Origin of the sequence: Glaciecola petra, assembly GCF_031846345.1 — a bacterium.
Lineage (GTDB): Bacteria > Pseudomonadota > Gammaproteobacteria > Enterobacterales > Alteromonadaceae > Glaciecola > Glaciecola petra.
Genome location: NZ_JAVRHX010000001.1, coordinates 1,328,835 through 1,354,794 on the forward strand (window position 1 = coordinate 1,328,835; position 25,960 = coordinate 1,354,794).

General features: G+C 39.4%; 24 protein-coding genes. 12 read left to right on the forward strand and 12 right to left on the reverse strand.

The features are described from left to right. Positions 1-81: 81 nt before the first annotated feature. The gene (locus RM552_RS05910) at positions 82-840 is read left to right on the forward strand and encodes a TrmH family RNA methyltransferase (RefSeq protein WP_311367846.1); all 759 of its coding nucleotides are present in this window, start codon (positions 82-84) and stop codon (positions 838-840) included. Here RM552_RS05910 and RM552_RS05915 read toward each other — a convergent pair. The 6 genes from RM552_RS05915 to RM552_RS05940 all read right to left on the reverse strand — a co-directional run bounded on the left by RM552_RS05915 (position 837) and on the right by RM552_RS05940 (position 8,832). After that, positions 837-1,409, reverse strand: a complete 573-nt coding sequence (locus RM552_RS05915) for a CBU_0592 family membrane protein (protein ID WP_311367847.1) — start codon at positions 1,407-1,409, stop codon at positions 837-839. The two genes, RM552_RS05910 and RM552_RS05915, sit on opposite strands and share 4 nt — an antisense overlap. A gap of 35 nt (positions 1,410-1,444) precedes the next feature. Continuing rightward, positions 1,445-2,485, reverse strand: coding sequence for a substrate-binding periplasmic protein (locus tag RM552_RS05920; protein WP_311367848.1), 1,041 nt, complete (start codon positions 2,483-2,485; stop codon positions 1,445-1,447). A 3-nt stretch (positions 2,486-2,488) separates the two neighbouring features. Beyond that, the gene (locus tag RM552_RS05925) at positions 2,489-3,811 is read right to left on the reverse strand and encodes a hypothetical protein (protein ID WP_311367849.1); all 1,323 of its coding nucleotides are present in this window, start codon (positions 3,809-3,811) and stop codon (positions 2,489-2,491) included. A 58-nt stretch (positions 3,812-3,869) separates the two neighbouring features. Then, complete coding sequence (locus tag RM552_RS05930) at positions 3,870-7,022, reverse strand: efflux RND transporter permease subunit (RefSeq protein WP_311367850.1); 3,153 nt, start codon at positions 7,020-7,022, stop codon at positions 3,870-3,872. Next, on the reverse strand, positions 7,019-8,215 hold the full coding sequence (locus tag RM552_RS05935) for an efflux RND transporter periplasmic adaptor subunit (protein ID WP_311367851.1): 1,197 nt from the start codon (positions 8,213-8,215) through the stop codon (positions 7,019-7,021). The genes RM552_RS05930 and RM552_RS05935 overlap by 4 nt, the downstream gene beginning before the upstream one ends. Positions 8,216-8,370: 155 nt before the next feature. After that, the gene (locus RM552_RS05940; RefSeq protein ID WP_311367852.1) at positions 8,371-8,832 is read right to left on the reverse strand and encodes an Lrp/AsnC family transcriptional regulator; all 462 of its coding nucleotides are present in this window, start codon (positions 8,830-8,832) and stop codon (positions 8,371-8,373) included. Between the two features lie 152 nt (positions 8,833-8,984). Between RM552_RS05940 and RM552_RS05945 the strand changes: the two genes are divergently transcribed. Both RM552_RS05945 and RM552_RS05950 read left to right on the forward strand, forming a co-directional pair. Continuing rightward, entirely contained in the window at positions 8,985-9,731 is a 747-nt protein-coding gene (locus RM552_RS05945) for a tryptophan 2,3-dioxygenase family protein (protein ID WP_311367853.1), read from the forward strand. Positions 9,732-9,746: 15 nt separating this feature from the next. After that, the gene (locus RM552_RS05950; protein WP_311367854.1) at positions 9,747-10,901 is read left to right on the forward strand and encodes an aminotransferase class V-fold PLP-dependent enzyme; all 1,155 of its coding nucleotides are present in this window, start codon (positions 9,747-9,749) and stop codon (positions 10,899-10,901) included. 152 nt (positions 10,902-11,053) lie between these two features. Here RM552_RS05950 and RM552_RS05955 read toward each other — a convergent pair whose 3' ends face one another. Both RM552_RS05955 and RM552_RS05960 read right to left on the reverse strand, forming a co-directional pair. After that, positions 11,054-11,980 (reverse strand): electron transfer flavoprotein subunit alpha/FixB family protein, encoded by a 927-nt coding sequence (locus RM552_RS05955; RefSeq protein ID WP_311367855.1) that lies wholly within the window; start codon positions 11,978-11,980, stop codon positions 11,054-11,056. After that, positions 11,977-12,729 carry an electron transfer flavoprotein subunit beta/FixA family protein gene (locus tag RM552_RS05960; protein ID WP_311367856.1) on the reverse strand — a complete coding sequence of 251 codons (753 nt, stop codon included), beginning with the start codon at positions 12,727-12,729 and terminating at the stop codon, positions 11,977-11,979. Before RM552_RS05960 ends, RM552_RS05955 begins: the two co-directional genes overlap by 4 nt. A gap of 243 nt (positions 12,730-12,972) precedes the next feature. Between RM552_RS05960 and RM552_RS05965 the strand changes: the two genes are divergently transcribed. The 7 genes from RM552_RS05965 to fur all read left to right on the forward strand — a co-directional run bounded on the left by RM552_RS05965 (position 12,973) and on the right by fur (position 21,074). Next, the gene (locus RM552_RS05965; RefSeq protein ID WP_311367857.1) at positions 12,973-14,619 is read left to right on the forward strand and encodes an electron transfer flavoprotein-ubiquinone oxidoreductase; all 1,647 of its coding nucleotides are present in this window, start codon (positions 12,973-12,975) and stop codon (positions 14,617-14,619) included. Between the two features lie 27 nt (positions 14,620-14,646). Continuing rightward, complete coding sequence (locus RM552_RS05970; RefSeq protein ID WP_311367858.1) at positions 14,647-15,423, forward strand: alpha/beta fold hydrolase; 777 nt, start codon at positions 14,647-14,649, stop codon at positions 15,421-15,423. A 95-nt stretch (positions 15,424-15,518) separates the two neighbouring features. Beyond that, entirely contained in the window at positions 15,519-15,737 is a 219-nt protein-coding gene (locus tag RM552_RS05975; protein ID WP_311367859.1) for a DUF2788 domain-containing protein, read from the forward strand. 58 nt (positions 15,738-15,795) lie between these two features. After that, positions 15,796-16,320 (forward strand): flavodoxin FldA, encoded by a 525-nt coding sequence (gene fldA / locus RM552_RS05980; protein ID WP_311367860.1) that lies wholly within the window; start codon positions 15,796-15,798, stop codon positions 16,318-16,320. A gap of 197 nt (positions 16,321-16,517) precedes the next feature. Next, positions 16,518-17,609, forward strand: a complete 1,092-nt coding sequence (locus RM552_RS05985; protein ID WP_311367861.1) for a hypothetical protein — start codon at positions 16,518-16,520, stop codon at positions 17,607-17,609. Between the two features lie 117 nt (positions 17,610-17,726). Then, a complete protein-coding gene (locus tag RM552_RS05990; protein WP_311367862.1) occupies positions 17,727-20,516 on the forward strand; it encodes a M14 family metallopeptidase in 2,790 nt (929 codons plus the stop codon). A 126-nt stretch (positions 20,517-20,642) separates the two neighbouring features. Next, complete coding sequence (gene fur, locus RM552_RS05995) at positions 20,643-21,074, forward strand: ferric iron uptake transcriptional regulator (protein ID WP_311367863.1); 432 nt, start codon at positions 20,643-20,645, stop codon at positions 21,072-21,074. Between the two features lie 41 nt (positions 21,075-21,115). On the opposite strand, the gene RM552_RS06000 is transcribed toward fur, so the two are convergent. From RM552_RS06000 to RM552_RS06015, 4 genes are all read right to left on the reverse strand, one after another. Further along, positions 21,116-21,970, reverse strand: a complete 855-nt coding sequence (locus RM552_RS06000; protein ID WP_311367864.1) for an aminotransferase class IV — start codon at positions 21,968-21,970, stop codon at positions 21,116-21,118. 13 nt (positions 21,971-21,983) lie between these two features. Then, positions 21,984-22,958, reverse strand: coding sequence for a 5-oxoprolinase subunit C family protein (locus RM552_RS06005; protein ID WP_311367865.1), 975 nt, complete (start codon positions 22,956-22,958; stop codon positions 21,984-21,986). A 61-nt stretch (positions 22,959-23,019) separates the two neighbouring features. Beyond that, positions 23,020-23,778 (reverse strand): 5-oxoprolinase subunit B family protein, encoded by a 759-nt coding sequence (locus RM552_RS06010; RefSeq protein WP_311367866.1) that lies wholly within the window; start codon positions 23,776-23,778, stop codon positions 23,020-23,022. A 38-nt stretch (positions 23,779-23,816) separates the two neighbouring features. Further along, positions 23,817-24,548 carry a 5-oxoprolinase subunit PxpA gene (locus tag RM552_RS06015; protein ID WP_311367867.1) on the reverse strand — a complete coding sequence of 244 codons (732 nt, stop codon included), beginning with the start codon at positions 24,546-24,548 and terminating at the stop codon, positions 23,817-23,819. A 125-nt stretch (positions 24,549-24,673) separates the two neighbouring features. Between RM552_RS06015 and RM552_RS06020 the strand changes: the two genes are divergently transcribed. Both RM552_RS06020 and RM552_RS06025 read left to right on the forward strand, forming a co-directional pair. Then, entirely contained in the window at positions 24,674-25,510 is an 837-nt protein-coding gene (locus tag RM552_RS06020; RefSeq protein ID WP_311367868.1) for a CvfB family protein, read from the forward strand. Between the two features lie 21 nt (positions 25,511-25,531). After that, on the forward strand, positions 25,532-25,936 hold the full coding sequence (locus RM552_RS06025) for an OsmC family protein (protein ID WP_311367869.1): 405 nt from the start codon (positions 25,532-25,534) through the stop codon (positions 25,934-25,936). Positions 25,937-25,960 lie beyond the last annotated feature (24 nt).

Below are 25,960 nucleotides of genomic sequence, written 5' to 3' on the forward strand. Positions count from 1 at the left end.
GCTTTTCACCTGACTTAAGGCATTCAAAGCGCTACAATTGTTGAGCTGAGAAATCCTCATACAAAAAGCGGGCTGTCATCAATGAAACTAAGCGATATTAAAAAACTACAACAAAAAAAATATCGAACCCAATTTGATAGTTATTTGCTAGAAGGTGAACATCTTATTCTTGAGCTTAAAAAAGCCGCATTAACTCAAGCATATTTAAAGCAGGCGACAATATACTTCTCTGAAACACACAGGCCTTTAGCGCAAAAACTTTCCAATGATTTTAATGTTGTGCAGGTAGACACAAAGCAAATGGCAGGTTTAAGTAATACCAAGAACCCTCAAGGTATTTTAGCCTGTGTCCCTATGCCAAAGGCAGTCACAGTATCAGATCATTATGCAAAACAGCCTTGTGTGTATTTACACGAAATACAAGACCCTGGCAACCTAGGAACGATAATCAGAACTTTGGCGTGGTTTGGGGACTTCCGTTTGTTATTAAGTAAAAATAGCGTTGACCCATTTAACCCCAAAGTTATCAGGGCTAGCATGGGTGCAATTTTTCATGTCCCCATCGAACAAGAAGTCAGTTTAGATGATTTACACAATAGGTTTGATAAATTTGCGTACCTTGATATGGAAGGTAAATCTATCAATTCGGCAGCGTTTTTCGAATATAAATGCTACTTATTTGGAAATGAAGCTCGCGGTGTGCCCTTGAGTGAGCTAACGGGGTGCAGAGCAGAGCCATTTAATATTGAAGGCAGCGGAAATATAGACTCACTCAATGTAGCGAGTGCAGTCAATATTTGTGTCTATGAATTATCCAAAAATAAAGCTAGCAAACGCTAATCAATTAAATGTACATTCTGATAGCTTTTAATCACACCGTAGGTTGATATTGCCGCCCACGCAACTTCCAGCCCAAAAGCTGGCCAATTAGACGTAAAGTAGAGTTGTGGTAACAGCACTAAAGCAGCATAAATGTTAAACGTTAAATATGCACGTGAGCTAATTCGTTTCGCTGAGAACAAGAAGTAACAGGAGCAAAAAACGAAAGCCGATGACCATGCAAACAACTGAGCTAAGTGAACAAAGTCAATAAAAAGGCCCGTGATACACAAACTGCTAAACAATACCGCACATAATACGTAGTAATATTTGGCATTCACATATATGCGTTCAAAACTAATTCCCGCCAACAAACACATACTAATAAGCATCCAAAAAGCATTAATAACCACCGCTTGCCATGACGCCAAATAGGTAGATTGAATAAGTAGAAAAGTGGCCGCAATTAAATTACCACCAAAATAAATCCATTTGCGCCAATCGGCTTTTACACTGATATAAGTATGATTGGCTAAATAAATAACGGTGCCTGACCAACCCAAAATACTAAAAATTATTTCTAAGTTCATTAAAGGACTACATCACATAGGTTTAGGTCTGGTCATTATTGGAGCTGAATGTGCATATTACGAACCATCATTTCTTTTCCGACATGAGGTCCATTTAGAATAACAACTTTACTAGTTAACAACATATTTCGATTAATATTAGTTGCAGAGTTAGGTCGACGTATACCTTCACTCCAGTCAAGAACAATGGCTTTAGTGCCAATTGGCAGAGTGTAAGACTCATCATCATTAACACCTTTTCCAATTATCGCTGGAAATCCTTCTGCTGGAATTAATTCGGCGAGATCAACCTTTGGTGCAGACTCAATTTTGTTCTCTAGCGGTGTTTCGTTTCCAAACTTGAGTTTAATTGCCGCATTTAGGGTATCAATTACCTGCTTACCATAATCACTTTTTGGCGCCATTAAATGAAACTTTTCGGTACCTTGTATGGCTAAAATGGGACGAATTAACTCTTTTTGCGCACTATAGTGAGATTGAATAATTGCATCCATTACTCCTTTAGCCATTGGCAACACGTCAATAGTATTATTCATTAATGCCGCAACCGCGTTAATCTCATTATCAAATATTTCAGCATTAACAAGCATATTGTCTATTTCTTGACCATAACTATTGCCGTCAACTTTACCCACTTTTAACGCTTCTAAATTTTTACGATCACCGATATTGTTAAATTGCCTACTGTAAAAAACCTGAATAGAAACGGTAGAAATTGGCTCAGAAAAATAGAACTCTTCAGCTCGTTGTTCAGTGTAAAAATACGGAAACGAAACAAGATCACGTTGCAAGCGCATGAGTGCCATTGCATCTGAGTATGGTAGGTATTCAAAATCAATATTAACATCTGCATATTTACCCAACACCTTTAAGGTCCGAGCAGCGCTACCTAGGGGTTTGTTAGCAGAATTAATATAGGGTGGAAAATCATCTACATAAACAGTAAGAGATTGCTTTTGTATCGCTGTATTACCTTCGACTTGGGATGCCGCTGCACTTAACTCGACATAAGATAAGCACAACAAAAGTGTAAAACAACTTGTGATTGTCTTGCTTAATAAGTTGCCGACATACATATCTTAGCCTTTCACTTTTTTGTAGGTGATAAAAATCAAACCCGCTGCGACAATCCCAATGAAAAACATTAAATCGGCAGGGATTTCTGCAATTATCGTTAAGAATGAAGAGGGACCACCATCGTTATGATCGAGCGTTGGATTGGCCATCGCTTCGCGACTAAATTGCGTGACAAAGAAAAAGAAGTCTAAAACGGTAAACAAACTAATCCCAATTAATATGTATTCTGTTTTGTAAGCACTAATTTTAGCTTGTCTCGAATTTGCTTCATTAATTTTATCCTTGCATACATCTAGCATAACATTGCCATTCTCGACTAGCCGCTCATATTCCCAGCACTTAAATATATCCTCAATCAACTCCCGTTTTTTTCGATTAAGATGCCTTAAGCATTCGTTTACTTCTACGCTGTGTAATTTTGAAACCACGCGCCCTTTTTCTAAAGAACGTTTAGCACGTTGTAATTGTGACTCTAATTTCTTTTTTTCACCCTTAAACGCCCATTCTATAGCTTGCCGTAATTGTCTATTGCACTTTTCTTGCGCAGTATAGCAATATTGCGCCAATATCATGGTGTCTAAGCAGAGCTGTTTATGTTCACTGAATCCACTGCCGTTTTCAGATGGTGAATCAACGACAATATATTTAATCCAAGTCATTGAGTGCTGAATCTCGCCATTTATAATCCGCTGCGCGTCACTTTTGCGCAAGGTTTCCGCAAGCCAGTCTTTTATTATTGGCGCTCGTTTCACATCTTTAGTTTGATCTTCATTTAATATAAGACTGCGTGATGGCCAGTATACTTTTGCCTTAGCGCCGCTTCTATCAAAAATTGCTTCTGAGTTAGTCAACGACTTCTCAAGTTCTACTAGGATGCTGTCAAATTCGGTATAAGCCTCATCTAGAATTGTTTTAGTGTGATCTAACACTAAATCATCAAGCGCTTGGGCGTCATTGGCATAGAGCTGATTTAATATCACCTCGGCTATCGCTATACTATTTGGAAAGATGTGAAATTTAACCTTGTTACCTTTAACTTCATGCGCCCATGAAAAAAGAGCTAACGATGACACATCGTCTTCTAAAGACAAATACTCTGCATCCACAAAAGAACCAAGTTGTTTAGAGTGTTTAGGAATGACAGCGTTTATTGTTGGAACGAGTTCAACTATTTGAGCAATAATTTCGCGTGTTTGATCACTATCTTTTGCAAAACCTAAGGGTAAGCTAAACGCGATATCAATGGGGCTGATAGTTGTTACAGACCATTCAAGAGAGCTGAGTGGATGTTGATCATTGGTTTTGTAAAGCGCTTCTTCCGCCACTTGACGTCCTTATTCTTTGTGGAAATCAAAGAGCGCTATTGGCACTCTTTTTAAGCACTCACGCTTTGAGCTCTTCTTTAGGAAGTTCACGTGCTAAGTGCTTTTTTCCTCTAAACAGATTTTTGATATCATCTAATATTAAGTACAGAGATGGTACAAGCAATAATGTGATGATGGTAGCAAATAATATACCGAAGGCGAGTGAAATTGCCATTGGAATAACTATTTGAGCTTGCAGACTTTTTTCAAATAATATCGGCAACAAACCCATGAATGTTGTCAAAGACGTTAAAATAATAGCTCTAAAACGTTGTGTTCCTGCCTGATAGACTGCATCTAAAAGAGCATAGCCTTCTTTGCGTGCACGGTTAACAAAATCCACCATAATTAATGAATCATTTACCACAACGCCAGCAAGGGCAATAATACCACAAATAGAAAGTACACTTATCGCCTCACCCATTATCAAATGTCCAATGACCGCCCCTACTAAGCCAAATGGAATCACCGACATAATAATAAGCGGTTGCGAGTAAGACTTTAAAGGGATAGCCATAAGTGCAAATATCATAAACAAAGCAAATAAAAAGCCTTGTGCTAGTGAGAACGTCGCTTCACTTTGCTCTTTTGAAATCCCTTGCAGTTTAAATGTTACTTCAGGGTAACGTTCAAGCATTTCTGGTATCACATCTTTCATTATTGTTGAGGCAACTTCACCTGGATCAACAATGTCTTTATTCACTTTTCCATTTACTGTAATAGAGCGCGAGCCATCTACACGAATAATGCTGGCATATCCTTCCGACATGCGAACATCTGCTACTTGGTTAAATGGCACATCATCCCCATTGGGTGCGCGCACACGCATGTTTTCTAAGTTACCAATGGAGTTACGATCTTCTTTTGGATAGCGCACCATGACTTTGACTTCTTCGTCTTCACGCTGAATGCGTTGCGCTTCGGCACCATAAAATCCATATCTAACCTGTTGAGCAAGTTGAGATAAACTAATGCCAAGTGCTTCAGCTTGTGGTTTTACTTCAAGCTGAATTTCGTCACTCCCACCACTAAATGAATCATTAACTTCAGTAACACCATTGTAGCCTTCTAAGTAACTCTTTAATTCTTTAGTGACGTTTTTAAGTGGTTGTATATTGTTAGAACTAAATTCGAAACTTAAATCGGAACCGCCACCAGGACCGCCTGGACTGCCTATATCCAATGACCTAACACCAGGAATTTCAGGCATAAAATTACGCCATATATCTTGCATATCTTTGTCGGTTAATTCGCGAGTTTCACCTTTTGTAAGTTCTACAAATAGTTGCCCAGACAAGGGGCCATTATCGAAAGCCAAAGAATGCTTTATCGCAGGCGCTCCTGTCTCATCAATAATTTGTTTATTCATGCGCTGGGCTGCTCGTAATAACTCTTCAATTGCCAAGTCACGTTGTTTTAAAGACGAACCTGCTTCCATTTCAATTGATGCAATCATAAAGTCAGAGGGGATATTGGGGAAAAATACGAAGCGTACTTGTCCTCCTGCAAATAAACCAATAGTCACTATAAACATTGCCAAAAATGCGGTAAGTGTGGTGTAACGGTTTTTAACCGCCGCTATTAAAAATTTACCGTATTTTTCTTTAATAAAGTGCGCTAGCATTTCATTAAACCGTTGGCGCGCTCTTTGCAAACCATTGGCCGTTTTAGGATCATAAGGTTTGACTTTCATGTGGCCAAGATGGGCAGGTAAAATCAATTTAGATTCTATTAACGAAAATACAAGACACAAAATTACCACCATGCCGATGGTCTTCCAAATGACACCAAAGGTGCCGCTGACCATTAACATAGGTGAAAATGCGGCTATGGTTGTTAATACACCGAAAGTAGCTGGCATCGCTACTTTTTGTACACCGCGGATAACATTATCCAAGCTATGCCCGTTTTTATCTATTTCTGCATAGGCGGATTCCCCCATTATAATGGCGTCGTCGACCACTATACCAAGTACCAAAATAAACCCAAACAGACTTAACAGATTGATAGACACATCTATGTTATCCATTGGCATGACCATCAAGGTGCCTAAAAAACAAACTGGCAAACCAACCATTACCCAAGCTGCAAGCTTCAGCTTTAAGAAAATTGACAGCACAATAAAGACTAAAACAGCCCCTTGTAACATATTCCACAACATCATGCTAAGACGGTCATTTAGGTAAAATGAACTGTCCCCCCATGAGTCAGCTTGCACATTGGCGGGTAACTCCGTCCGTTTTTTGTCTAGATATTCATTGACGTTTTTTGATATTTCTAAGGCGTTTTGATCGCCAACAGCTCTGACGCGAATGTTCATTGCTGTTTTTCCATCAAATCTCGCAAAATTATTGTCTTCAACAAACCCATCATTAATCGAGGCAATGTCACCAATCAATAAACGTGTACCATCGCTTCTGTTTATAAGTGGAATTTTTGCAAAATCCCACGCACTATAAGCCTGACCTTTTGCTCTTAATAAAATATCACCATTGTCTGAACGTATTGACCCGCCGGGTATATCAACCGATGAGCGTCTTATCGCGGCAACGACGTCATCAAAAGTCAAATCATATGCTTGCAGTTGTACCTCGGCTATTTCCACTGATACTTCATAGTCTCTAGCGCCAAATACACCTACATCTGAGATACCATCAAGGTTAGCAATTTCATCACGTATCGATTTAGTTAATTCTTTCAATTCACGTTCGGTGACATCACCATAAACAGACACCCACAATACATCTTGTTGTGCTTTCAATCGATAAACAACTGGCTTTTCAGTATTTGCGGGAAAAGTGGAAATTGCATCTACTTGTACTTTTATTTCGTCAAGTAGGTCTTGCACATCATAGTTATCAAGCACTTCAATGGTTACCGAGCCAAGGCCTTCACGCGAAGTAGACGTAATTTTTTTAATCCCTTCTAGATCTTTTATGGCCTCTTCTATTCTAAGAATTACTCCTTCTTCGACTTCCTGTGGTGCAGCACCTAAATAAGGAACCTGTACACTAATTAAGTTAAGTACAAATTGAGGGAATATTTGTTTTTGTACCTTGAAGATGCCTGCAATACCGCCCGCTATGATGATTATCATGAGCAAATTTGCAGCTACATTATTGCGCGCAAACCATGCAACAATGCCTTTATTTGTGTCTATCTTACTGTTCATAAGCTTATCTCACCTGGCTCATCTTCGTCTATTGACGGCGGTGGTTCAGAATTGTCATCCACAAATCTAACTGGCATGCCATTGTATGGTGTCGACACTGCTGACATCACCACTTTATGTTCGCTAGGCAAGCCTCCACTGATGTACACAAAGTCTTCTTCTGCACGCATCACGTCAACCGTATTAATTTGCAACTTCATATCTTTATCTACGGTTAAAACGGTGCCGTCTAAGCGCATAACAAAACGTGGTAACTTAATAATATTACTAGCGTTTAAACCACTAATTGCGGCACTTACAAAACGTCCAAACTTCAATTCGCTTTGATGTACTTTAGTGACCATATTATAGGGGTCTTGAACCTCAACTACTCCATAAATAACTCTTCTCGCTTCGTCTAATACGGCTTCATCTCTTACCAGTTTCCCCTGCCAAAAATGGCGTTTACCGGCGATATCAGCACTCAAGGTTACATTAGGTTGTTTTTCGTCTAAATCACCTAAGAATGCCACGTCATTATCAGTAAGTGGCAAACGAACTTCGGCAACGTCTGTAGAGAACACTTCTCCTATTTGGCTTCCAAGTGCCACAAATTGACCTAGGTCGACCATGCGAGTTTTTACTAAGCCATCGTAAGGGGCTCGAATAATAGTCCGTTCAAGATTCCTTTTTGCCCTGTCTAAACCTGCTTTTGCCGCTTTTAAGTTAGCTTTTTCTCGCGCTAATTGAGGTTTGCGCAGGCCAAGTTCAGGTGGCGTACCCGAATTTACCGAACTCCACTCACGTTCAGCCACTTTCCCACGAGCAATTTCTTCATCTAAACTTGCTTGAACTCTTGCTACTTCTGCCTCAGCAAGAAGCAAGTCTGTTTTATAATCATCACTTTCTAACTCAACTAACATATCGCCTTTTCTGAAAAATCCACCTTCATTGAATTTCTCCGAAATCGTAATAACTCGGCCACTCACTTGCGAACTTAAGACAGTTTTGTTTTTAGGTTGCACAGCGCCTTGTGCATAGACTAAAAACTCAACGTCCTGGGAGAAGATATCAACGGCATCAACTAAAAAGTCTTGTACTTCAACTTCTTTAACTTCTGGCTCAGGCTTCAATTGGATTAATACGACCATTATTGCGATGGCTGTCACCAAAAGAATGACGGGCAAGCCCGTTTTACGTAAACCACTACTCATGAATTTTCCTAACGTTGTGATAATCTTGTTAATGTTATAATTATACGCTCATGCAGGGACAATGGACTAGGATTTACTATTAAAGATTTGTCAGAATCTTTACCTAAATTGTGTCTAAATGTAACATTTGCGAATGTGTATGAAGCAAATTTCAGTTATGTGTCTTTCTCAGATATGGGTAATAAACGCCCTATTTCTTTAATACTGCGAGTACTTATAGCGGTACTGAAACGCTCTACACCACTGAATTGCGACAATTCACTGCGTAAAAATTCATCTAGATCTCTTATATTTTTAGCCACTACATGCAGCACATAATCATAGTCACCAGTGACAGCAAAACAGTGCAAAATTTTTTCATGTCTCAATACGCTTTCTTCAAATGCATCTGCTTGGCCAAAATTTAAAACTAGTTGCACAATTGCCTGCACTTCTAATCCTATGGCGTAAGGATCTACTCTGGCGGTATAAGCGCTTATAACCCCCTTTAGTTCTAACTCTTTTACCCTATTCCAGCATGGCGTTTTGCTTAGACCCACTTTTAGCGCTAAATCAGCAAATGAAATTCGGGCGTCCCCTTCCAATACGGAAAGAATTTTTCTATCTATTTTATCCATAATTAAAGAACATTTTTTACCTATTAAACCTTTTATAAGAACATTATGCCCACTTAAAACATAATACGCAAAACATAAGGACATTGTTCTGACGCATTTGTAGTACTCTATTCATAAGATTGAGCTGATACACTTTCACTCTAGGATGACATATGCAAAAAGATAAGTATTACAGAATGATAGAATCACCAGACATGCTAGATTATGGTGTCTATTTGCAATGCGACAAGCTTTTAGATTGTCAAAAGGCAATTAAAGACCTTGCAACAGCAGACGAAATGCAGTTTCAAATCATTCACCAAGTTGAAGAATTATGGATGAAACTCATTTGTTTTACGCTAGTAGATATTTTAGATTATATGGAAAATCAATCTCATCATCGCGTCATTACATTATTTTCACGAGTCCATAAATTACAACGAATGATGGTAGATCAATTGGACGTGCTAGAAACAATGTCGCCGAAAGAATATCAACAAATCAGATTACAACTTGGTAACGGAAGTGGGCAAGAATCGCCCGGTTTTAGGATGTTACTGAAAATGCCTAATGATTTATGGGCACATTTTACTCAATATTATTTAGAAAACGGAAAATACAGTATTGAATCTATATATGATGACGAATACATCCATGATCACAAATACGCGGTAGCTGAAGCATTAATTGAATTTGATGAACAACTGCAGTTGTTCAGGTGGCGTCATATGTTTTTAATTCATCGTTCAATTGGCTTGGGTTCCGCATCTTTGAAAGGCCGACCAGTTGACTTATTGCAAAAAGGCGCTGCTAAACGATTTTTCCCAGAACTTTGGGACATACGTTGTGCCATGACCGACAAATGGAGTGTCGAATACGGCAAGGTCAGACCGTCTATTAGTGGTAAATCAAACACTTAAATTATAAGGTCCATTATGACTAACTACGCTTCTGAATTTATTATTCCTAATGGCATATATGCACTATCACATTCGGTAGGTCCACTACCAAAGGCCGCAAAAGTAGCTTTAGAGCGTCACTACTTTGAGCCTTGGCAAGCAGAAGGTGGTGATGCTTGGCCATCTTGGCTAGCTCAAATCAGCGCATTTAATCGCAATATCGCGCAGTTAGTAAACGCAAAAGAAAGTGAAGTTTGTCCACAAAGTAATTTAGCTTCTGGTTTTTCGAGTTTTTTAAGTGCTATAGCAAAACGCCCTGAAACGCGTCAGCAAAGAGTAGTTGTTATGCACGAGGATGCTTTTGCATCTATGGGTTTTGTAGTGACCGGACTAGCGCATAGTTATCAACTAGAACTCGTACTTGTAAAAGGTGCAGCAAATAACATTGAAGCTTGGCGTGAAATTTGCGAAAAACATGATGTTTTGGCTTGTCTGATTACTCACGTACATTCAAATACTTCAATTAAATCTGATATACCGACCATAGTGGATGCAATAAGAGAGTTTACGCCCTATATTTGTGTCGATGTTGCACAATCAATAGGGATTGTTCCTGTCGACTTTGCTAACTGGCAGGTTGAGGCAATATTTGGTTCATGTGTTAAGTGGTTATGCGGGGGTTCAGGCGCCGGATTTATGGTAGTGAATGCGAATATTGTTACAACACTGCAAGCTGATTTATTGGGTTGGTTTTCTCATGAAAATCCCTTCGAGTTTGATATGACGCATTATAAAAACGCCAAAGATGCCAAACGATTTTGGGGCGGCACTCCCTCTGTAGCCCCCTATGTATTAGCAAACGCGTCAATCGAAGTGCTTAAAAAAATAAGTTATCAATACTTGGTTACGCATAACTACAGTTTAAAACAAACACTCATTAATAAGCTAAGTGAAGAGTGTTTGGCCCATAGCGCTTATGCTTTTTTAAACCAAAGTGAAATTAGTAAAGCCACAGGGGGGAGTCTGTGTATACAAGCAGCAAATACCTCAATAACGATTAAAAAACTTAAGCATCATCATGTCCGATTTGATCAACGAAATGGATTATTTAGAATTTCTCTTCACGTCATGAATACACCAGAAGAAGCAGAAATTATTGCCGCTTGTTTTAATTTAAACGAGACAATTTAAGCTAAAAATGCAAACTAATACATTTGCTTTTAATGATAGAAACTGTATTCATTTGCTTTTATAAATGTAAAAAAACGGGGCTATTTTGGCCCCGTTTTTGTCTTCATTTTACCTTTAATGGTGTTGTATCAAAATGCTATTCGCATTTACACCTATAAAGCTGCTTCTAACTTGGGAAGCTCTTCGAATAAATCGCCTACCAAGCCATAATCAGCGACTTGGAATATTGGCGCTTCTTCATCTTTGTTAATAGCAACAATCACCTTTGAGTCTTTCATACCGGCTAAATGTTGAATCGCTCCAGAAATTCCCACTGCGATATATAGTTGAGGAGCGACAATTTTACCCGTTTGCCCAACTTGCATATCGTTAGGCACAAAGCCTGCGTCAACAGCAGCACGAGATGCGCCAATAGCGGCGCCTAACTTGTCTGCTATACCGTTTAATAAGGCAAAGTTTTCACCATTTTGCATGCCACGACCACCCGAGATGATAACTTCAGCAGCGGTTAATTCTGGGCGTTCAGATTCGGTCAGCTCTGCAGATACGAAACTAGATTTAACAGCCTCAATGACCGACCCTACTGACTCAACACTTGCATTGCCTTCGTTTCCGGCAGCGTCAAAAGCGGCTGCGCGAACGGTTACCACTTTTTTAACATCAGAAGACTGAACAGTTGCTATAGCGTTTCCGGCATATATCGGGCGAGTGAAGGTGTCGGCAGATTCAACGCTAATAATGTCTGAAATTTGCGCAACGTCCAATAAAGCAGCGACTCGCGGCATAAAGTTTTTGCCCGTTGTTGTCGCGGCGGCAAACACATGGGTATATTCGCTCGCTAGTTCTACTACCAAGTCAGCAATGTTTTCAGGCAACTGATGCTCATAAACCGAGTTGTCGGCAACCAATACCTTGCTCACGCCAGTAATTTTTGCGCCATTCTCCGCAACTGTTGCACAATTTGAACCTGCAACCAAGAGCGTGATGTCATCTCCAGCGGCGCTAGCTGCATGCACAAGTTTGTTAGTTTCTGTTTTCAGGGTTTCATTGTCGTGCTCTGCGTATACTAATATGCTCATGCAATCACCTTTGCTTCATTTTTTAATTTTTCAACTAACTCATCCACGCTCGCTACTGTGACACCACCTTCCCTTTGTGCTGGAGGCGTGACTTTAAGTAAGGCCACTTTTGATGCAAGTTCAACGCCCATATCAGCGGCGTTTTTAACGTCAATGGGTTTACGTTTTGCTTTCATAATGTTTGGTAATGACGCATATCTCGGTTCGTTTAAGCGCAAATCAGTAGTAACAACAGCAGGCAAATCAAGCGCCACAGTCTGTAGTCCACCGTCTATTTCACGGGTAACATTGACTTTACCATCAGCCACAAGAACCTCACTAGCAAAAGTGCCTTGCGGCATACCTGTTAGTGCAGCTAGCATTTGACCTGTTTGATTGTTATCTGAATCAATCGCTTGTTTACCCAAAATGACTAATTCAGGTGCTTCTTCATCAACTACTTTCTGCAGTAATTTAGCAATTTGCAGCGAATCAAGTTTCGCGTCTGTTTCAATATGGATCCCACGGTCTGCGCCAAGAGCTAGGCCTGTTCTTATTTGCTCTTGCACGGCTTTTGCACCTATCGATACCACAACGATCTCGGTAGCTACGCCTTTTTCTTTTAATCGAATAGCTTCTTCAACAGCAATTTCGCAAAAAGGATTGATTGCCATTTTAACGTTAGTTAAATCGACATCTGAGTTATCAGGTTTTACTCGTACTTTAACGTTGTAGTCTATAGCACGTTTTATGGGTACTAAAATTTTCATATTGTCCTCTAAGCGTTTCAAAAATTGTATACTTCGAATTCAGGCTGCAATTTATATTTAGTTGACGTAAACGTCAACCTAGATTACCTTTTCCGCGTATAATAATTTTACATTGTTTTGACACCTTGTAATATTCAATTGACGAATACAGAACTATAAACTTATTTACTTCGCTTTGAGCAGCTACATCAAGCAAAATATAGCGTCGCATAAATATAGCCTACTTACAGACCGGAGCGCATTATGGAAAGAGAAGTGATGGAATTTGATGTTATCGTCGTCGGAGCCGGTCCTTCTGGCTTGTCTACTGCTATAAAACTCAAACAACTCGCTAACGCCAGCGAACAAGAATTGAACGTTTGCGTATTGGAAAAAGGTTCAGAAATTGGTGCTCACATATTGTCTGGTGCAGTTTTTGAGACACGAGCCCTCGATGAATTATTCCCAAATTGGAAAGAGCTGGGCGCTCCACTGACTACATCGGTCACTGAAGATCATATTTATTTACTAAAAGATGAGAAAAACGCAACCAAACTTCCTAATGCCATTACGCCAAAGACAATGCATAACAAAGGTAATTATATTGCTAGTATGGCTAATATGTGTCGCTGGCTTGGCGAACAAGCCGAAGCGTTAGGAATAGAAGTTTATCCTGGCTTTGCAGCCGCTTCGGTGCATTATGATGAAAGTGGTAAAGTCGCTGGGGTGATTACTGGGGATATGGGGGTAAGTGAATCAGGTGAGCAAAAAGATACTTACATGCCGGGAATGCTGCTAACAGCCACATACACTGTATTTGCTGAGGGTTGTCGAGGACACCTTGGTAAATCCTTAATCGAAAAGTTTGATTTAGACAAAGACTGTAGCCCTCAACATTATGCCATTGGTTTTAAAGAAATTTGGGACATTCCGCCATCACAACATCAAGAAGGTTTAGTGGTACATACCGCCGGGTGGCCTTTGTCAGATGCAACTGGTGGTAGCTATCTATACCACGGTGAAAATAATCAAGTATTTGTCGGCTTGATTGTAGACCTTAATTATAAAAATCCTCATCTAAGCCCTTTTGATGAGTTTCAACGTCTTAAACATCATCCAGTAATTGCTAATACTCTAAGTGGCGGAACGCGAGTTGCTTATGGGGCACGTGCAATCGCAAAAGGCGGATTACATTCACTGCCTAAAATGACTTTTCCGGGCGGTTTAATGGTTGGATGTAACGCCGGCACACTTAATTTTGCAAAGATTAAAGGCAACCACACGGCAATGAAATCTGGTATTGTCGCTGCCGAAACCCTATTTGAGCTGCTGCAAGCTGACAAAAAGGTCGCAGAACCCGCCTTATACACAGAGAACTTTAAAAATGCTTGGGTGTATGATGAGTTATATGGTTCACGAAATTTTGGTCCCGCTATTCACAAATTTGGGATGGTCTTGGGCGGTGCTTATAATATGCTAGACCAAAACTTTTTTGCCGGCAAACTTCCCTTTACCATCAATGATTCTACTCCAGACCATGCTTGCTTAGAAACGGCATCCAGTATGCCTAAAATTGCATATCCAAAAGCGGACGGTAAACTTAGTTTTGATAAGTTATCTTCCGTGTTTTTATCAAACACCAACCATGAGGAAGATCAACCCTGTCATCTACAATTAAAAGATGCCACTATTCCTATTGGCGTAAATTTAGAAAAGTTTGATGAACCTGCGCAACGATACTGTCCTGCAGGGGTGTACGAAGTGATTGAAGATAATGACGGGCAAAAGCAGTTTCAGATTAATGGGCAAAACTGTGTTCACTGCAAAACCTGTGATATTAAAGAACCAAGTCAAAACATTAACTGGGTTGTGCCTGAAGGTGCAGGTGGTCCTAACTACCCTAATATGTAATGCTTTGCTAGCAATTTAGGTAATTAAGTGAGTCAAATACTACATTACAAATCCTATGGCGCAATCGACAAGCCCTGTGTTGTTCTTATCCATGGGCTGTTTGGCAGTAGTGACAACTTAAGCGTTATTAGACGAGCATTGGAAAATGACTACTTTGTGATCAATATTGATCTGCCAGACCATGGAGAGTCACCATGGTCAGATGCATTCAGTTTTAAACGATCTGCGCAACAACTTGCATCTACCTTGCAGCACATTGGCATCTCTTCTGCCAGTTTTGTCGCCCACTCACTTGGTGGAAAAGTCGCCATGACATTGTGTCATATGCAGGCACAACTTATTAATCATCTTATTATTTTAGACATGGCTCCAGTTGCATATGAACCTCGACACCACAACGTAATTAGCGGTTTAACAAATGTTGATTTGGCAACTGTTCAATCTCGCAAAGATGCTCAATTACAACTGTCTGAACACGTAAAAGATGTTGGTACCGCGGCATTTCTATTAAAAAGCTTATACAACGATGATGGGATTTGGAAATGGCGTTTCAATCTAAAAATGTTGGTCAGAGATTATCCTATTTTGTCGAAATGGGATTTAACAGATGAACTCGTTTTTACAGGAAAAGTACTTTTTATAAAGGGTCAACACTCTGATTATATTACCAGCCAACATCAGGCGATAATTAAGCAACAATTTCCAAATGCCACTGCTAAAATCATTAATGCCGGTCACTGGCTCCATGCAGAGAAACGGACGATTGTTAACACTTTGATAACAAAGTATTTAAATGGATATTAGTGTATACATATTCGGTCGATATTTTACTTGCTTAATGTCGGTTTTTGTTGTTTTTTGTGTTAATATCCGCGCAAATTTTAAGCATGTGAATAGCAATGTCATCAGAAACGTTTCAACAATTAGAATCGATACTTTTAAACATTACGCTGGTGGGTTTGTTTTTATTGATTGCCTATGCAGTGCACGATGTAATGAAAAAAAATAATGTACCGATGATGGGCCGTTGTGTGGCATACGGCGTATTAGGACTCGGTTGTGTCGGTTTTCTGGCCAAGGGAATCATTCAGTTGTTTTTTATATCGTCTGGCGTCTAGAAAGGTCGCGACCATATGCTTATTAGTCTTAACCTGAAATTAGTGGAGTAAAATTACGATGGCAAGTGTAGGTTTATTTTTTGGAAGCGACACTGGTAATACAGAACATATCGCTAAGATGATCCAAAAAGAACTTGGCAAAAGCTTGATTGATGTTCGAGATATTGCCAAAAGCACAAAAGAAGAAATTGCTGAGTTTGATTTACTCTTGTTCGGCATACCTACTTGGTATTATGGTGAAGCACAATGCGATTGGGATGACTTTTTCCCAGACTTAGAAGAAATAGATTTTGAAGGAAAGTTAGTCGCGATATTTGGCTGTGGTGATCAAGAAGACTATGCTGAATATTTTCTTGATGCAATGGGCATGATAAGAGACATCGTGGAGCCCAAAGGCGCCATTATTATCGGTAATTGGTCCACTGAAGGTTATGATTTTGAGGCATCTAAAGGTATGGCAGACGACGACCACTTTGTTGGTTTAGGCATAGACGAAGACCGTCAACCAGAACTGACTGAAGAACGAGTGTTAGCTTGGTGCAAACAAATCGAAGAAGAAATGTGCTTAAGTGAATTGCGCTAAATAAAGAGAGCATTGCAGGACGTAGTAAAGCTCTCTATACTAAATTTATGACCTTATTGTTAAAATCAAAGACAACTTGGCTCTTGCAATAGACTAGAGAGAATATTCGCGTTTGTTGAGCAGGTCATAGGTGAGCAGCTCACAGGCGCGCTCTCAAATAGATTAAACAAGCTACGTAACAAAATTGGCACTTATCGATGAAAAAACTTGGTACGACTCTTCTTATACTGGCAGCCCTCATTTTTGTATTCTTATTAATAAAACAAAGTATATTACCCGAAGAAGAAGCACCAAAACTCGATATTCCTTATTTCAATTATGATTTACTTACCTGCAACAAAGTATTTGATGCTGAACCCACAGACAATTTTGAAAAATGCTTAGAGCTAGCTCAATCAGGGATTCGTACCGCGCAGAAAAGAATTTTATGGGCGTATTCCCGACAAGGTGATTACTTAGATTGGCAGCAGGTTTTCAACTGGACTAAAATCCTTCGACGGAATAATCGAAACGCTTTAGCGCTATCTTTTGCGTTGATGAAAATAATGGGGGACGATGACGAGCTAATAGAGTCTGGAGAAAAAGGCTTAGTTAGGCTGTCTCACCGAAATCATGCACCAGCAAATGTATTACTAGCAAGTTTATACGGTTTAGAAGAAAATAAGCTCCCTCAAAGCAGCAATCCAATATGGCTCTTGGAAAGAGCTCATGAAAATGAACCCGCCACTATTTCGGCAACAGATTTAGCCTTATTATACGCAAATGGCTTTAAAACCAAGCCTAATGTCGATAAAGGTACGGCAATTTTAATGCAAGCCGCTGAACAAAATAATCCACTACAAACCAATAATATTGCCTGGTTTTTATCTACCTTAGACGATAATCCGTTTACACCTCCTGACTATGCTGTAACGCTCGCGGAGCGGATCATTGAAGATCCCGAAAACAGTGAGCGACATACCTATGTTGATACACTAGCAGCGACCTATGCCGCTAAAGGTCAATTTGAATTAGCCATCGAAACTCAAGAAAAAGCTATCAGTCTAATTGCCGACTTAACTTGGTCTGAAGACGAAAAAGCGCAAGAATTAGTAGAATTTAAAGAGCGATTAGAATTATATCAACAAAAACAAAGCGCTGTTACAACAAGTGTAGAGGTGAACGAAAAAGAGTTTTTTGTGAACCTGCGCAATAACGCAATTAATTATTTACTTAATAGCTTTTTTACTCATGTTGAAGCACCACAAGCAACAAACGTATCATCACTAGATTCAGAAAATAATCAATAAAAAAACGTAATTTATGCGCACTAATAAGGCCTACTCACTATGCGATTAAAGCAATTTCTATTATATGTCTGTGTATCCATCATGACTTATTCTGCAAGTACTGCTGCAGGACTTGTAATGAAACCTACCTATTCTCCTGATATTGATTATAAAGGCACTATGCTAAGGGGTGATTACGACGATTCAATAACACCTCCAGCAGACATTTTGGGTTTTGAAGTAGGCTATCGTGTTGCCTCATCGGTACAAATTACTCAAGCCGTCAATACTTGGCAAGGTCAAAGCGATCGAATGAAAGTAATTGAGTATGCCAAGAGCCATGAAGGTAGACCATTATTTGCAGTATTTATTGCTAGTCCCGGCATCCTCAATAAATTAGATGAAATACAATCCGATATTGCAAAACTTGCCGATCCTCGCAGTACAAGTTCTGGCGAGGCAAAAGCAATAATGGATCGCCTGCCCGCAGTTGCTTGGATGGCTTATTCTATTCATGGAAATGAAACTTCAGGTGCAGATGCAGCCCTAGCCTCTATCTATCACTTAATCGCAGACAAGACAGACGCAAATAAAAAATTGCTAGATGAGATGTTAATAGTGATAGACCCTTTAATGAACCCCGACGGCAGAGACCGATTTGCTAAATCTTTAGAACAATATAGAAGCACAGCTCCAAACGTCGATAATCAGTCTCTACTTCATAGGGGTGATTGGCCCTACGGACGCACCAATCACTATTTATTTGACTTAAACAGAGACTTCTTCTATTTAACTCAACCTGAAACAAAAGGTCGTGTTGCACTTATCAACAAATGGCGTCCACAATTAATGATTGATGGCCACGAAATGGGTTCTCAAGATACTTATCTAATGGGACCACCGAGAGAGCCATTAAATAAAAATATTGCACCAAGTGTGCAAGAGTGGGCGAAAAAATTTGCTGTTGATCAAAGCCAAGCATTTGATCAAGAAGGTTGGCGCTATTACACCGGCGAATGGTTTGAAAATTGGTACCCAGGTTATTCTAATTATGCAGAATATCGCGGAAGTATGCATATATTGTATGAACAGTCCCGCATCGCAGAGGATGGTGTACGCAGGCCTGAAGGAACCGTGCAAACATACATGGAGTCGGTGCATCATCAATATGTAAGTACAATGGCAAATTTAAATACTTTGCAAAAATATAGTAAAGACATGTATGCAGACTACTGGCAAGATCGGCAGTTTTTAGTGTCTAATAAGTCGCCTTATTCAGATCGCACTTTTGTCATTTCAAATACAACGAACCAATCACGTTTGCACCTGCTTGCTGAAAAACTGCTTGCGCAAGACATAGAAATAAGTGTTACCACAAAAGCGTTAAGTTTTAAGAAGGCACTTAATCACCTCGGTAAAAGAGTAACTGCTAATGTGCCAAAAGGAAGTCTGGTTGTATTAAACCGACAGCCTGAGGCTCGCCTGTTGTCAGCGATCATGGAATTTGATTCCGAGCTATTACCTTCTGTCATTGAAAAAGAGAGACAAGAAGTTTTACGCTCAGGAGACTCTATAATGTACGATACATCAGCATGGAATTTAACCATGATGTATGGATTAAATGCGTACACAATAGATGATGAAATTACCGCCAACGTGGCAGCATATACAAAGCCAGTCAGTGCTAAAAACATCCTAAATAAAGATGCAATAGCATGGATTGTAGATGGAAGCGATGATAAATCATTAGCGTTTGCTGCTCGCTTAATGGAGCGCGGTGTTCAGGTTCGAGTGATTGACAAATCATCAGAATTCAATCAACAAAAGTTTGCAAGGGGCAGCGTTGCAGTCACTATCACTGACAATGTCTCCAATAGTGATTTAATTACGCATATTCAAACTAGTGCAGATGAACTTGGTTTAAAAGTAAGTTCAATAACGCAAGGGTTAGGCGATGGCGAGCTACCGGATTGGGGTGGAGATCATTTTGTATTGCTAACAAAGCCTCAGATTGCGTTTGTTTCACAAGCGAATACTAGCTCTTATGACCTTGGCAGCAGTTGGTGGAGCATCGATAGTAATCTAGGTATTAGACATAGTCACCTTGACGGTAATAGTTTAAATTCAACCGATTTAAGACGTTATAATACGATCGTTGTGCCCTCTCGCTGGTCATTTTCAAAATCAATGGCAAACACCTTATTAGATTGGGTAAAGCAAGGCGGCACTCTCATTACTCACAATAGAGCAAGTCGTGCGCTAAATACTCATCGAGAAAATGCGGCCGTTCGTAACGTTGACCAAATATTTGAAGATGCTGAAGACTTTAATATTGCCTTACAGCGCAGGATTCTTGCTGAAGAAGCATATGAAGTTACAGATAAACTGTTTGCTTCGGGTATCTCATCAGAAATTACTTACCCATGGGCTGGTCAAGGCAAGCCTTTGAAAAAAGACGAACTCGAAAAACGTGATGATTGGCAAAAGTTATTTATGCCTGCTGGCGCATTTGCTGCAGGTAGTACGGATCAAAAACATTGGTTAACATTTGGCGTAAATCAAACTTTGCCCTTACTTTATCGTGATCAGGCTGTTTTAGTGGCAAATAGCCAAGCAGAAATTGCTGTTAGTGTGGGTGTATACGAAGATTTAAAAGAGCCAGTTGAGCGCGAAGACTATTTAAGTTGGTATGCCCTGCCATTGGATAAATCACTGCATGTAAGAATGAGTGGCCTTTTATGGCCAGAGGCAGCGAATCGTATTGCAAATTCTGCATTTTTAACCCGCGAACGCCACGGTAATGGTCAAATTATTATGTTTGCCGGCGAGCCCAATTTTCGAGGAGCGACCTGGGGTACCAATAGACTTTGGCTAAATGCGGTTGTTTATGGAGCGGGCTTTGGCGCGCGTTATAATATAAACCTTTAAGAAAATCAGAGTATGCGCTGAACGAAAAAATAACACGCTTTCAGCGCATATTTATGGTCTATTTACTGTTAAATATCAAAAACTGTCTTATAATACTGGCACAATTAAGCAGAACAAGTTAAGCACATGGACCAAAATAAAGAATTAAAAAAAGCCGGCTTAAAAGTCACACTGCCTCGAATTAAGATCCTAGAAATTCTTCAAGACCCTAAGAATCAGCATATCAGCGCCGAAGATGTGTATAAAATACTAATTGAAATGGAAGAAGAAATAGGCTTAGCAACCGTTTATAGAGTATTAAATCAATTTGATGATGCTGGTATATTAAACCGTCATCATTTTGAAGGTGGAAAATCCGTTTTTGAAATTAGCCATAAAGAGCATCACGATCATTTAGTTTGTTTAAAGTGTGGAAAAGTGGTTGAGTTTGAAGACGATGTTATCGAAAAACGACAAGAAGATGTCGCAATTGAAAATGACATGACACTGATAAATCATAGCCTTTATTTATATGGTCAGTGTAACAAAGAAAACTGCGACAACGATTTAGACGAATAAGATAACATGCCTTATGGGAGCAATGTGGCCATAAACTAATGTTATAGTGCAAACTTGTATTTATTGTATGCTTGCAGCGCCAATAACCACATTGGGCCAGCCTTACCATTATTTAACACTCGTTCATCAATTTTGCTAACAGGGCCAAGCTCTTTTGATGATGAGGTCAACCATATTTCATCAGCAGTATTCACGCTTTCTAAGCTTATATCTTGCTCTGACACGTGAAATCCCTCCTCTCTAAGTGCGTGCAACAATATCTCACGAGTGATACCTGGCAGAATATGATTATCTAGTTTTGGTGTCATGATTAAATTGTTTTTCACAATAAATACATTACATGCCGCGGCTTCTGTGACTATTTTATCTTGATTATATAATATGACTTCGTCTGTACCTGCATTTTGTCCTTGTTGAAAATGCATCACATTGCCGAGCAACGAGGTGGATTTTATGTGACAACGCTGCCAACGCAAATCTTCTACGGTAGCGACTGTGAACGTTTTTGCATGACTACAATCAAGTGATTGAGAAGGTGGTATTTCAAAAGCATATGCAAAAACAGTTGGTTGAATGTCCTGCGGGTAAGCATGAAAGCGTTTTGTGTCGGTGCCTCTGCTAACATGAATATATACGCCAACGCTCGATTTGTCATATTGACTGATCAAGTGATTTATTTTGTCCATCCATTCGCTTCTTTCAGCTTTATACTTCAGTTGTATTTCGTTTAAGCCCCTATTCATTCGCGCAAGGTGCAAGTCTAAACCAACTGGCTTCCCATCGTAACACGGTATAACTTCATAGATACCATCGCCAAACAAGAATCCTCTATCCATGGGAGATATCATTGCTTTTTCTTGATCAACTAAATTGTCATTAAGATATACCATTGCCATTATTTAGTTCCTTTTATTCATTCAATATTTTTTTCAAAGCGAGGCTTATTGTTAGTCTTTTGGTGTCGCTCTCTTGCGCATCACAGCATTCAAATCGAATTATGTCATGCTCTTTTGCTTGTCCTAACATACTCAAACTGACACTATCTACAATGCCTATTATGGGGTAGCCGCCGATCGTTTGTCTATCGTTTCGCAAAATGATGGGGTTACCATTTTCCGGAACTTGAATACTGCCCAACACTATCCCTTGAGAGCGCAATGATGAACAATTTAAGGCATCTTTACGAATATTAAAAAGCGATATTAATCGCACACCCATCCTGTCAAAGTATCGACTTACTGTAAAATCAGATTCATAAAATAAAGATACGCTTAATTGTGAAAAGAAATCACTTTGATAGCCTGAATTAACCGATAAAACACGTTCATGCTGAAGACTAGCGTCAATATATTTTTGTAATACGGGTGGAATTATTTTTTGCTTATTTTCATCGAACGTCGTCGATTTTCTGACAAATGCATTGTAAATCAGCCTATCTCCGACCGATAACGTTTGTCCATCTTGATGTAAGCCCCCTACTTTCTCGCGTTTCACCGCGCAAACACTTTGCCCAAATCGAGGACTATTAAACTCTCCTCCAATGGCGATATAACTAACAAAACCCGACTGTAAATTTCCCAATGCTAAATTATCACCTTTGCTAATACAGAGCATAGTATTTAACTTAACCCTTTTTTGGTTTAAGAAAACGTCGAGATGAGCACCTGTAATTGAAATAATGATATCGTGCGAAAAAGTACACGCGAATTCTCCACCCAAAATTTCGATACAAGTAGAGTTCAATGGCACACCACAAATGGCGTTAGCTAACTGATAGTTTACCCAATCAAGCGCACCTGATTGGCTAAAACCTTGCGCCTGAACACTTCGACGACCACTATCGACAAGGCCAGCTAACAAACCTACCCGTGTAATTACCAGCAAAACATACACCTTAACTGAGGGTTATTGGTAAATCGAATACTAAGGCAATTTTTAATGAATATTAACATTGTGAAGATGTTCGCATGTCTTCGTATGTTTGATAATTTATTGACTCAAATCGCACCTTATCGCCAGTTTTAAAGGCTTTTGAATCATTTTCATTGTTTATTGAAAGATCCAAAGGTATATACCCAATGATATGCCAACCGCCAGGAGATATCGATGGATAGATAGCAGTTTGTGTTTCTGCGATAGCAACGGCTCCTGCAGGCACTTTTACTCGTGGATTAGCTAAGCGTTTAAGGGCTAACTGCTTTGGTAATTCGCCCAAATAAGCAAAGTTTGGCATAAAACCAACTGCAAAGACTTGATAATCTATAGAAGTATGCAGCTCAATTAGAGTGTTTCTGTCTATTTTTGTTTGCTCACAAACATAATCAGAATCGTTCGGCATTGTTCTTTTATTTAGCTCGTAACATACAGGTATTACATGTGTTCTAAACTGATTATTTTGTTTAATTGGATTGCTTGAATGCGTTTCTGAGACTAAGACCGTTTTAGCCGTGTTCAATACAAAATAGAAATCAAGTAAATCGGCTTGATAAATTACCAGTGCGCTTTCATAGGAAACCACTGTATCTATTATCGTATCTTGCAAGACCTCACTGATGCCATTAACCCACTGCTGTAAAATACGGTTTTTATCAACTAGAGTAAACCTTTCTTGATTGATAAATTCAAGCAAGACCGCGCTCTCACCCGCTCTAGAAAGTTTTAGTATTGAATTGATCTTGTAATAGCTAACTTGCGATCTAATCATTCTTAGCCGTTTTATATCGTTAACATGTGCTTCATCGATTATGCATTATCAATCAATTCACGAATTCTTTGGCAGATATTAACCGCATCTTGAGTATCTGAATGAACACACATAGAGTCTATTTTTAACCGCAGCGATTTTCCGTCGACACTTAAAATATTTCCAAATTTTTGTAGGTGCTTGATACGCGATACACTAGCTTGCAAGTTAAGAACAGCTCCTTGCTTCCCTCTTGGTTGAAGCAAACCATCGTTATTATAGCCTCTATCACTAAACCCTTCGTAAATTACTCGAACATTAAACTGTGTCGACATTTTTTCAACAATTGAATTGTCTACCAGTGATTGAACCATAAGCGTCAGGGGCACATGAAAATTAGCAATTGACTTGAATACTGTTTGCAAGATATCACTCGATTGCATCATATCGTTATAAAGTGCACCGTGTGGTTTGACATAGTCTACCTTGGTACCAGCACAACGAGCTAAACCATCTAATGTTGCAATTTGAGACATTATTATTGGCACTAACTCGGCTTCAGGAATACGCATTGAACGCCTACCAAAACCCTGTATGTCTGGGTAAGCTACATGCGCTCCAATGCTAACATCATGCATTTTTGTTAATTGAATGCACCTTTGCATGACTATTGGGTCACCTGCATGGTAGCCACAAGCAATACTTGCTTGATCAATATAAGGCATTATGGCTTCATCATTTCCCATTTCCCATTTTCCATAACTTTCGCCTAGGTCGGCATTTAACAGCATAATTTACCCTATATATAAATCATTAATAATGGCCCAAGCCTCAGCTTTGCAATATTAGCGCGAGAACATAAAGACTTTGATATACTCTACAGCAACATTCTAACAATTCATGTACTCTAAATCATATGCTAAAGATAGGTCAACGTAATCAACTACAAGTGAGTGATATTCTACCGTTCGCTTATCATTTAAATGACTCCGATAATTCCTTAGAGCGGCCGGTTGTATTAAAGGAATCTGAGCAAGATTTAGCGATTGGAGAGTGCATCGATGTATTTATCTATACTGCAGCCGATGGGACCCTGCTAGCCAGTTTAACAATGCCCAAATTGGACATGCAAGCATTCGCGCCATTAGTCATTACTGGTGCCAGCGAACACGGTTATTTTGCAAATTGGGGAATTCAACCAGACCTTTACCTTCCACAAAGTCAGTGCCATAGTAGCTTAGACATTGGAATGTCTTATGTCATTTCTCTTATGTTAGATAAACAAAATAAGCTTATCGGTACTAGTAAAATAGAACGAAAACTCAGTGACAACACTGACTCTTTGAAAAAAGGACAAGCAGTTGATTTACTTATTTATGCAGAGTCACCACTTGGTTATAAGGCGATAATAAACAATAAAAATGCAGGTTTATTATTTAAAAGTGATTTATCGAAAACACTCAAATTGGGTGAGCAATTAAATGGTTACATCAAACAAATTAGAACCGATGGTAAAGTTGATTTGACCTTGCAATTACAAACTGCAAAAGCTCGTGAAAGCCTTGAGGAGCGGATCATTGACGATCTTAAAGCTCACGGCGGTTTATCAACACTAACCGATAAAAGTAGTCCCGAAGATATATTCTCACATTTTAAGGTCAGTAAAGGCGCGTACAAAAAAGCGATTGGTAAACTATATAAAAACAAAAAGATAAAACTAGATAAAAACTGTATCGTAATAATTGAAAATTAATAACAAAGAGAAAGGTAAATAATGAAAGCTGAAGTAGTTTGGCAAAAAAGTGAAACCGGTTTAGCCTTTGAAGGCACAATGGATGACGGGCGGACTTTACATCTTGATGGAAATGGTGAAGGTTTGTCACCAATGCAGTCTGTATTGATGAGTCTAGGTGCATGTTCGTCGGTTGATGTTGTTGAAATTATGCGTAAGGCCAGACAACCGATAGAGGCATGCGTGTGCAAGCTAGAGGCAAAACGTGCCGAATCTGCGCCTCGAATATTTACTCATATCCATGCAGAATTTGTGGTCAAAGGCGACGGGATAAAAGAAAAACATTTAGCACGTGCTGTCCAGCTTTCATGCGAAAAATACTGTTCAGTTATGTTAATGCTTGTAGGTAAAGTTCAGGTCAGCAGCAGTTATGTTATAGAGTCGTAATATGAGGAAAGGAAGTTTATTCGA

Bases quoted from the DNA above. Each gene is read 5' to 3' on its own strand.
- RM552_RS05950 (WP_311367854.1), top strand. From the start codon at position 9,747: ATGACTAACTACGCTTCTGAATTTATTATTCCTAATGGCATATATGCA.
- RM552_RS06025 (WP_311367869.1), top strand. From the start codon at position 25,532: ATGAAAGCTGAAGTAGTTTGGCAAAAAAGTGAAACCGGTTTAGCCTTT.
- RM552_RS05910 (WP_311367846.1), top strand. From the start codon at position 82: ATGAAACTAAGCGATATTAAAAAACTACAACAAAAAAAATATCGAACC.
- RM552_RS05985 (WP_311367861.1), top strand. From the start codon at position 16,518: ATGAAAAAACTTGGTACGACTCTTCTTATACTGGCAGCCCTCATTTTT.
- fldA (WP_311367860.1), top strand. From the start codon at position 15,796: ATGGCAAGTGTAGGTTTATTTTTTGGAAGCGACACTGGTAATACAGAA.
- RM552_RS05915 (WP_311367847.1), bottom strand. From the start codon at position 1,409: ATGAACTTAGAAATAATTTTTAGTATTTTGGGTTGGTCAGGCACCGTT.
- RM552_RS06010 (WP_311367866.1), bottom strand. From the start codon at position 23,778: ATGATTAGATCGCAAGTTAGCTATTACAAGATCAATTCAATACTAAAA.
- RM552_RS05955 (WP_311367855.1), bottom strand. From the start codon at position 11,980: ATGAGCATATTAGTATACGCAGAGCACGACAATGAAACCCTGAAAACA.
- RM552_RS05920 (WP_311367848.1), bottom strand. From the start codon at position 2,485: ATGTATGTCGGCAACTTATTAAGCAAGACAATCACAAGTTGTTTTACA.
- RM552_RS05965 (WP_311367857.1), top strand. From the start codon at position 12,973: ATGGAAAGAGAAGTGATGGAATTTGATGTTATCGTCGTCGGAGCCGGT.
- RM552_RS05990 (WP_311367862.1), top strand. From the start codon at position 17,727: ATGAAACCTACCTATTCTCCTGATATTGATTATAAAGGCACTATGCTA.
- RM552_RS05975 (WP_311367859.1), top strand. From the start codon at position 15,519: ATGTCATCAGAAACGTTTCAACAATTAGAATCGATACTTTTAAACATT.
- RM552_RS05935 (WP_311367851.1), bottom strand. From the start codon at position 8,215: ATGAGTAGTGGTTTACGTAAAACGGGCTTGCCCGTCATTCTTTTGGTG.
- RM552_RS05930 (WP_311367850.1), bottom strand. From the start codon at position 7,022: ATGAACAGTAAGATAGACACAAATAAAGGCATTGTTGCATGGTTTGCG.
- fur (WP_311367863.1), top strand. From the start codon at position 20,643: ATGGACCAAAATAAAGAATTAAAAAAAGCCGGCTTAAAAGTCACACTG.
- RM552_RS06000 (WP_311367864.1), bottom strand. From the start codon at position 21,970: ATGGCAATGGTATATCTTAATGACAATTTAGTTGATCAAGAAAAAGCA.
- RM552_RS05960 (WP_311367856.1), bottom strand. From the start codon at position 12,729: ATGAAAATTTTAGTACCCATAAAACGTGCTATAGACTACAACGTTAAA.
- RM552_RS05945 (WP_311367853.1), top strand. From the start codon at position 8,985: ATGCAAAAAGATAAGTATTACAGAATGATAGAATCACCAGACATGCTA.
- RM552_RS06015 (WP_311367867.1), bottom strand. From the start codon at position 24,548: ATGCTGTTAAATGCCGACCTAGGCGAAAGTTATGGAAAATGGGAAATG.
- RM552_RS05940 (WP_311367852.1), bottom strand. From the start codon at position 8,832: ATGGATAAAATAGATAGAAAAATTCTTTCCGTATTGGAAGGGGACGCC.
- RM552_RS06020 (WP_311367868.1), top strand. From the start codon at position 24,674: ATGCTAAAGATAGGTCAACGTAATCAACTACAAGTGAGTGATATTCTA.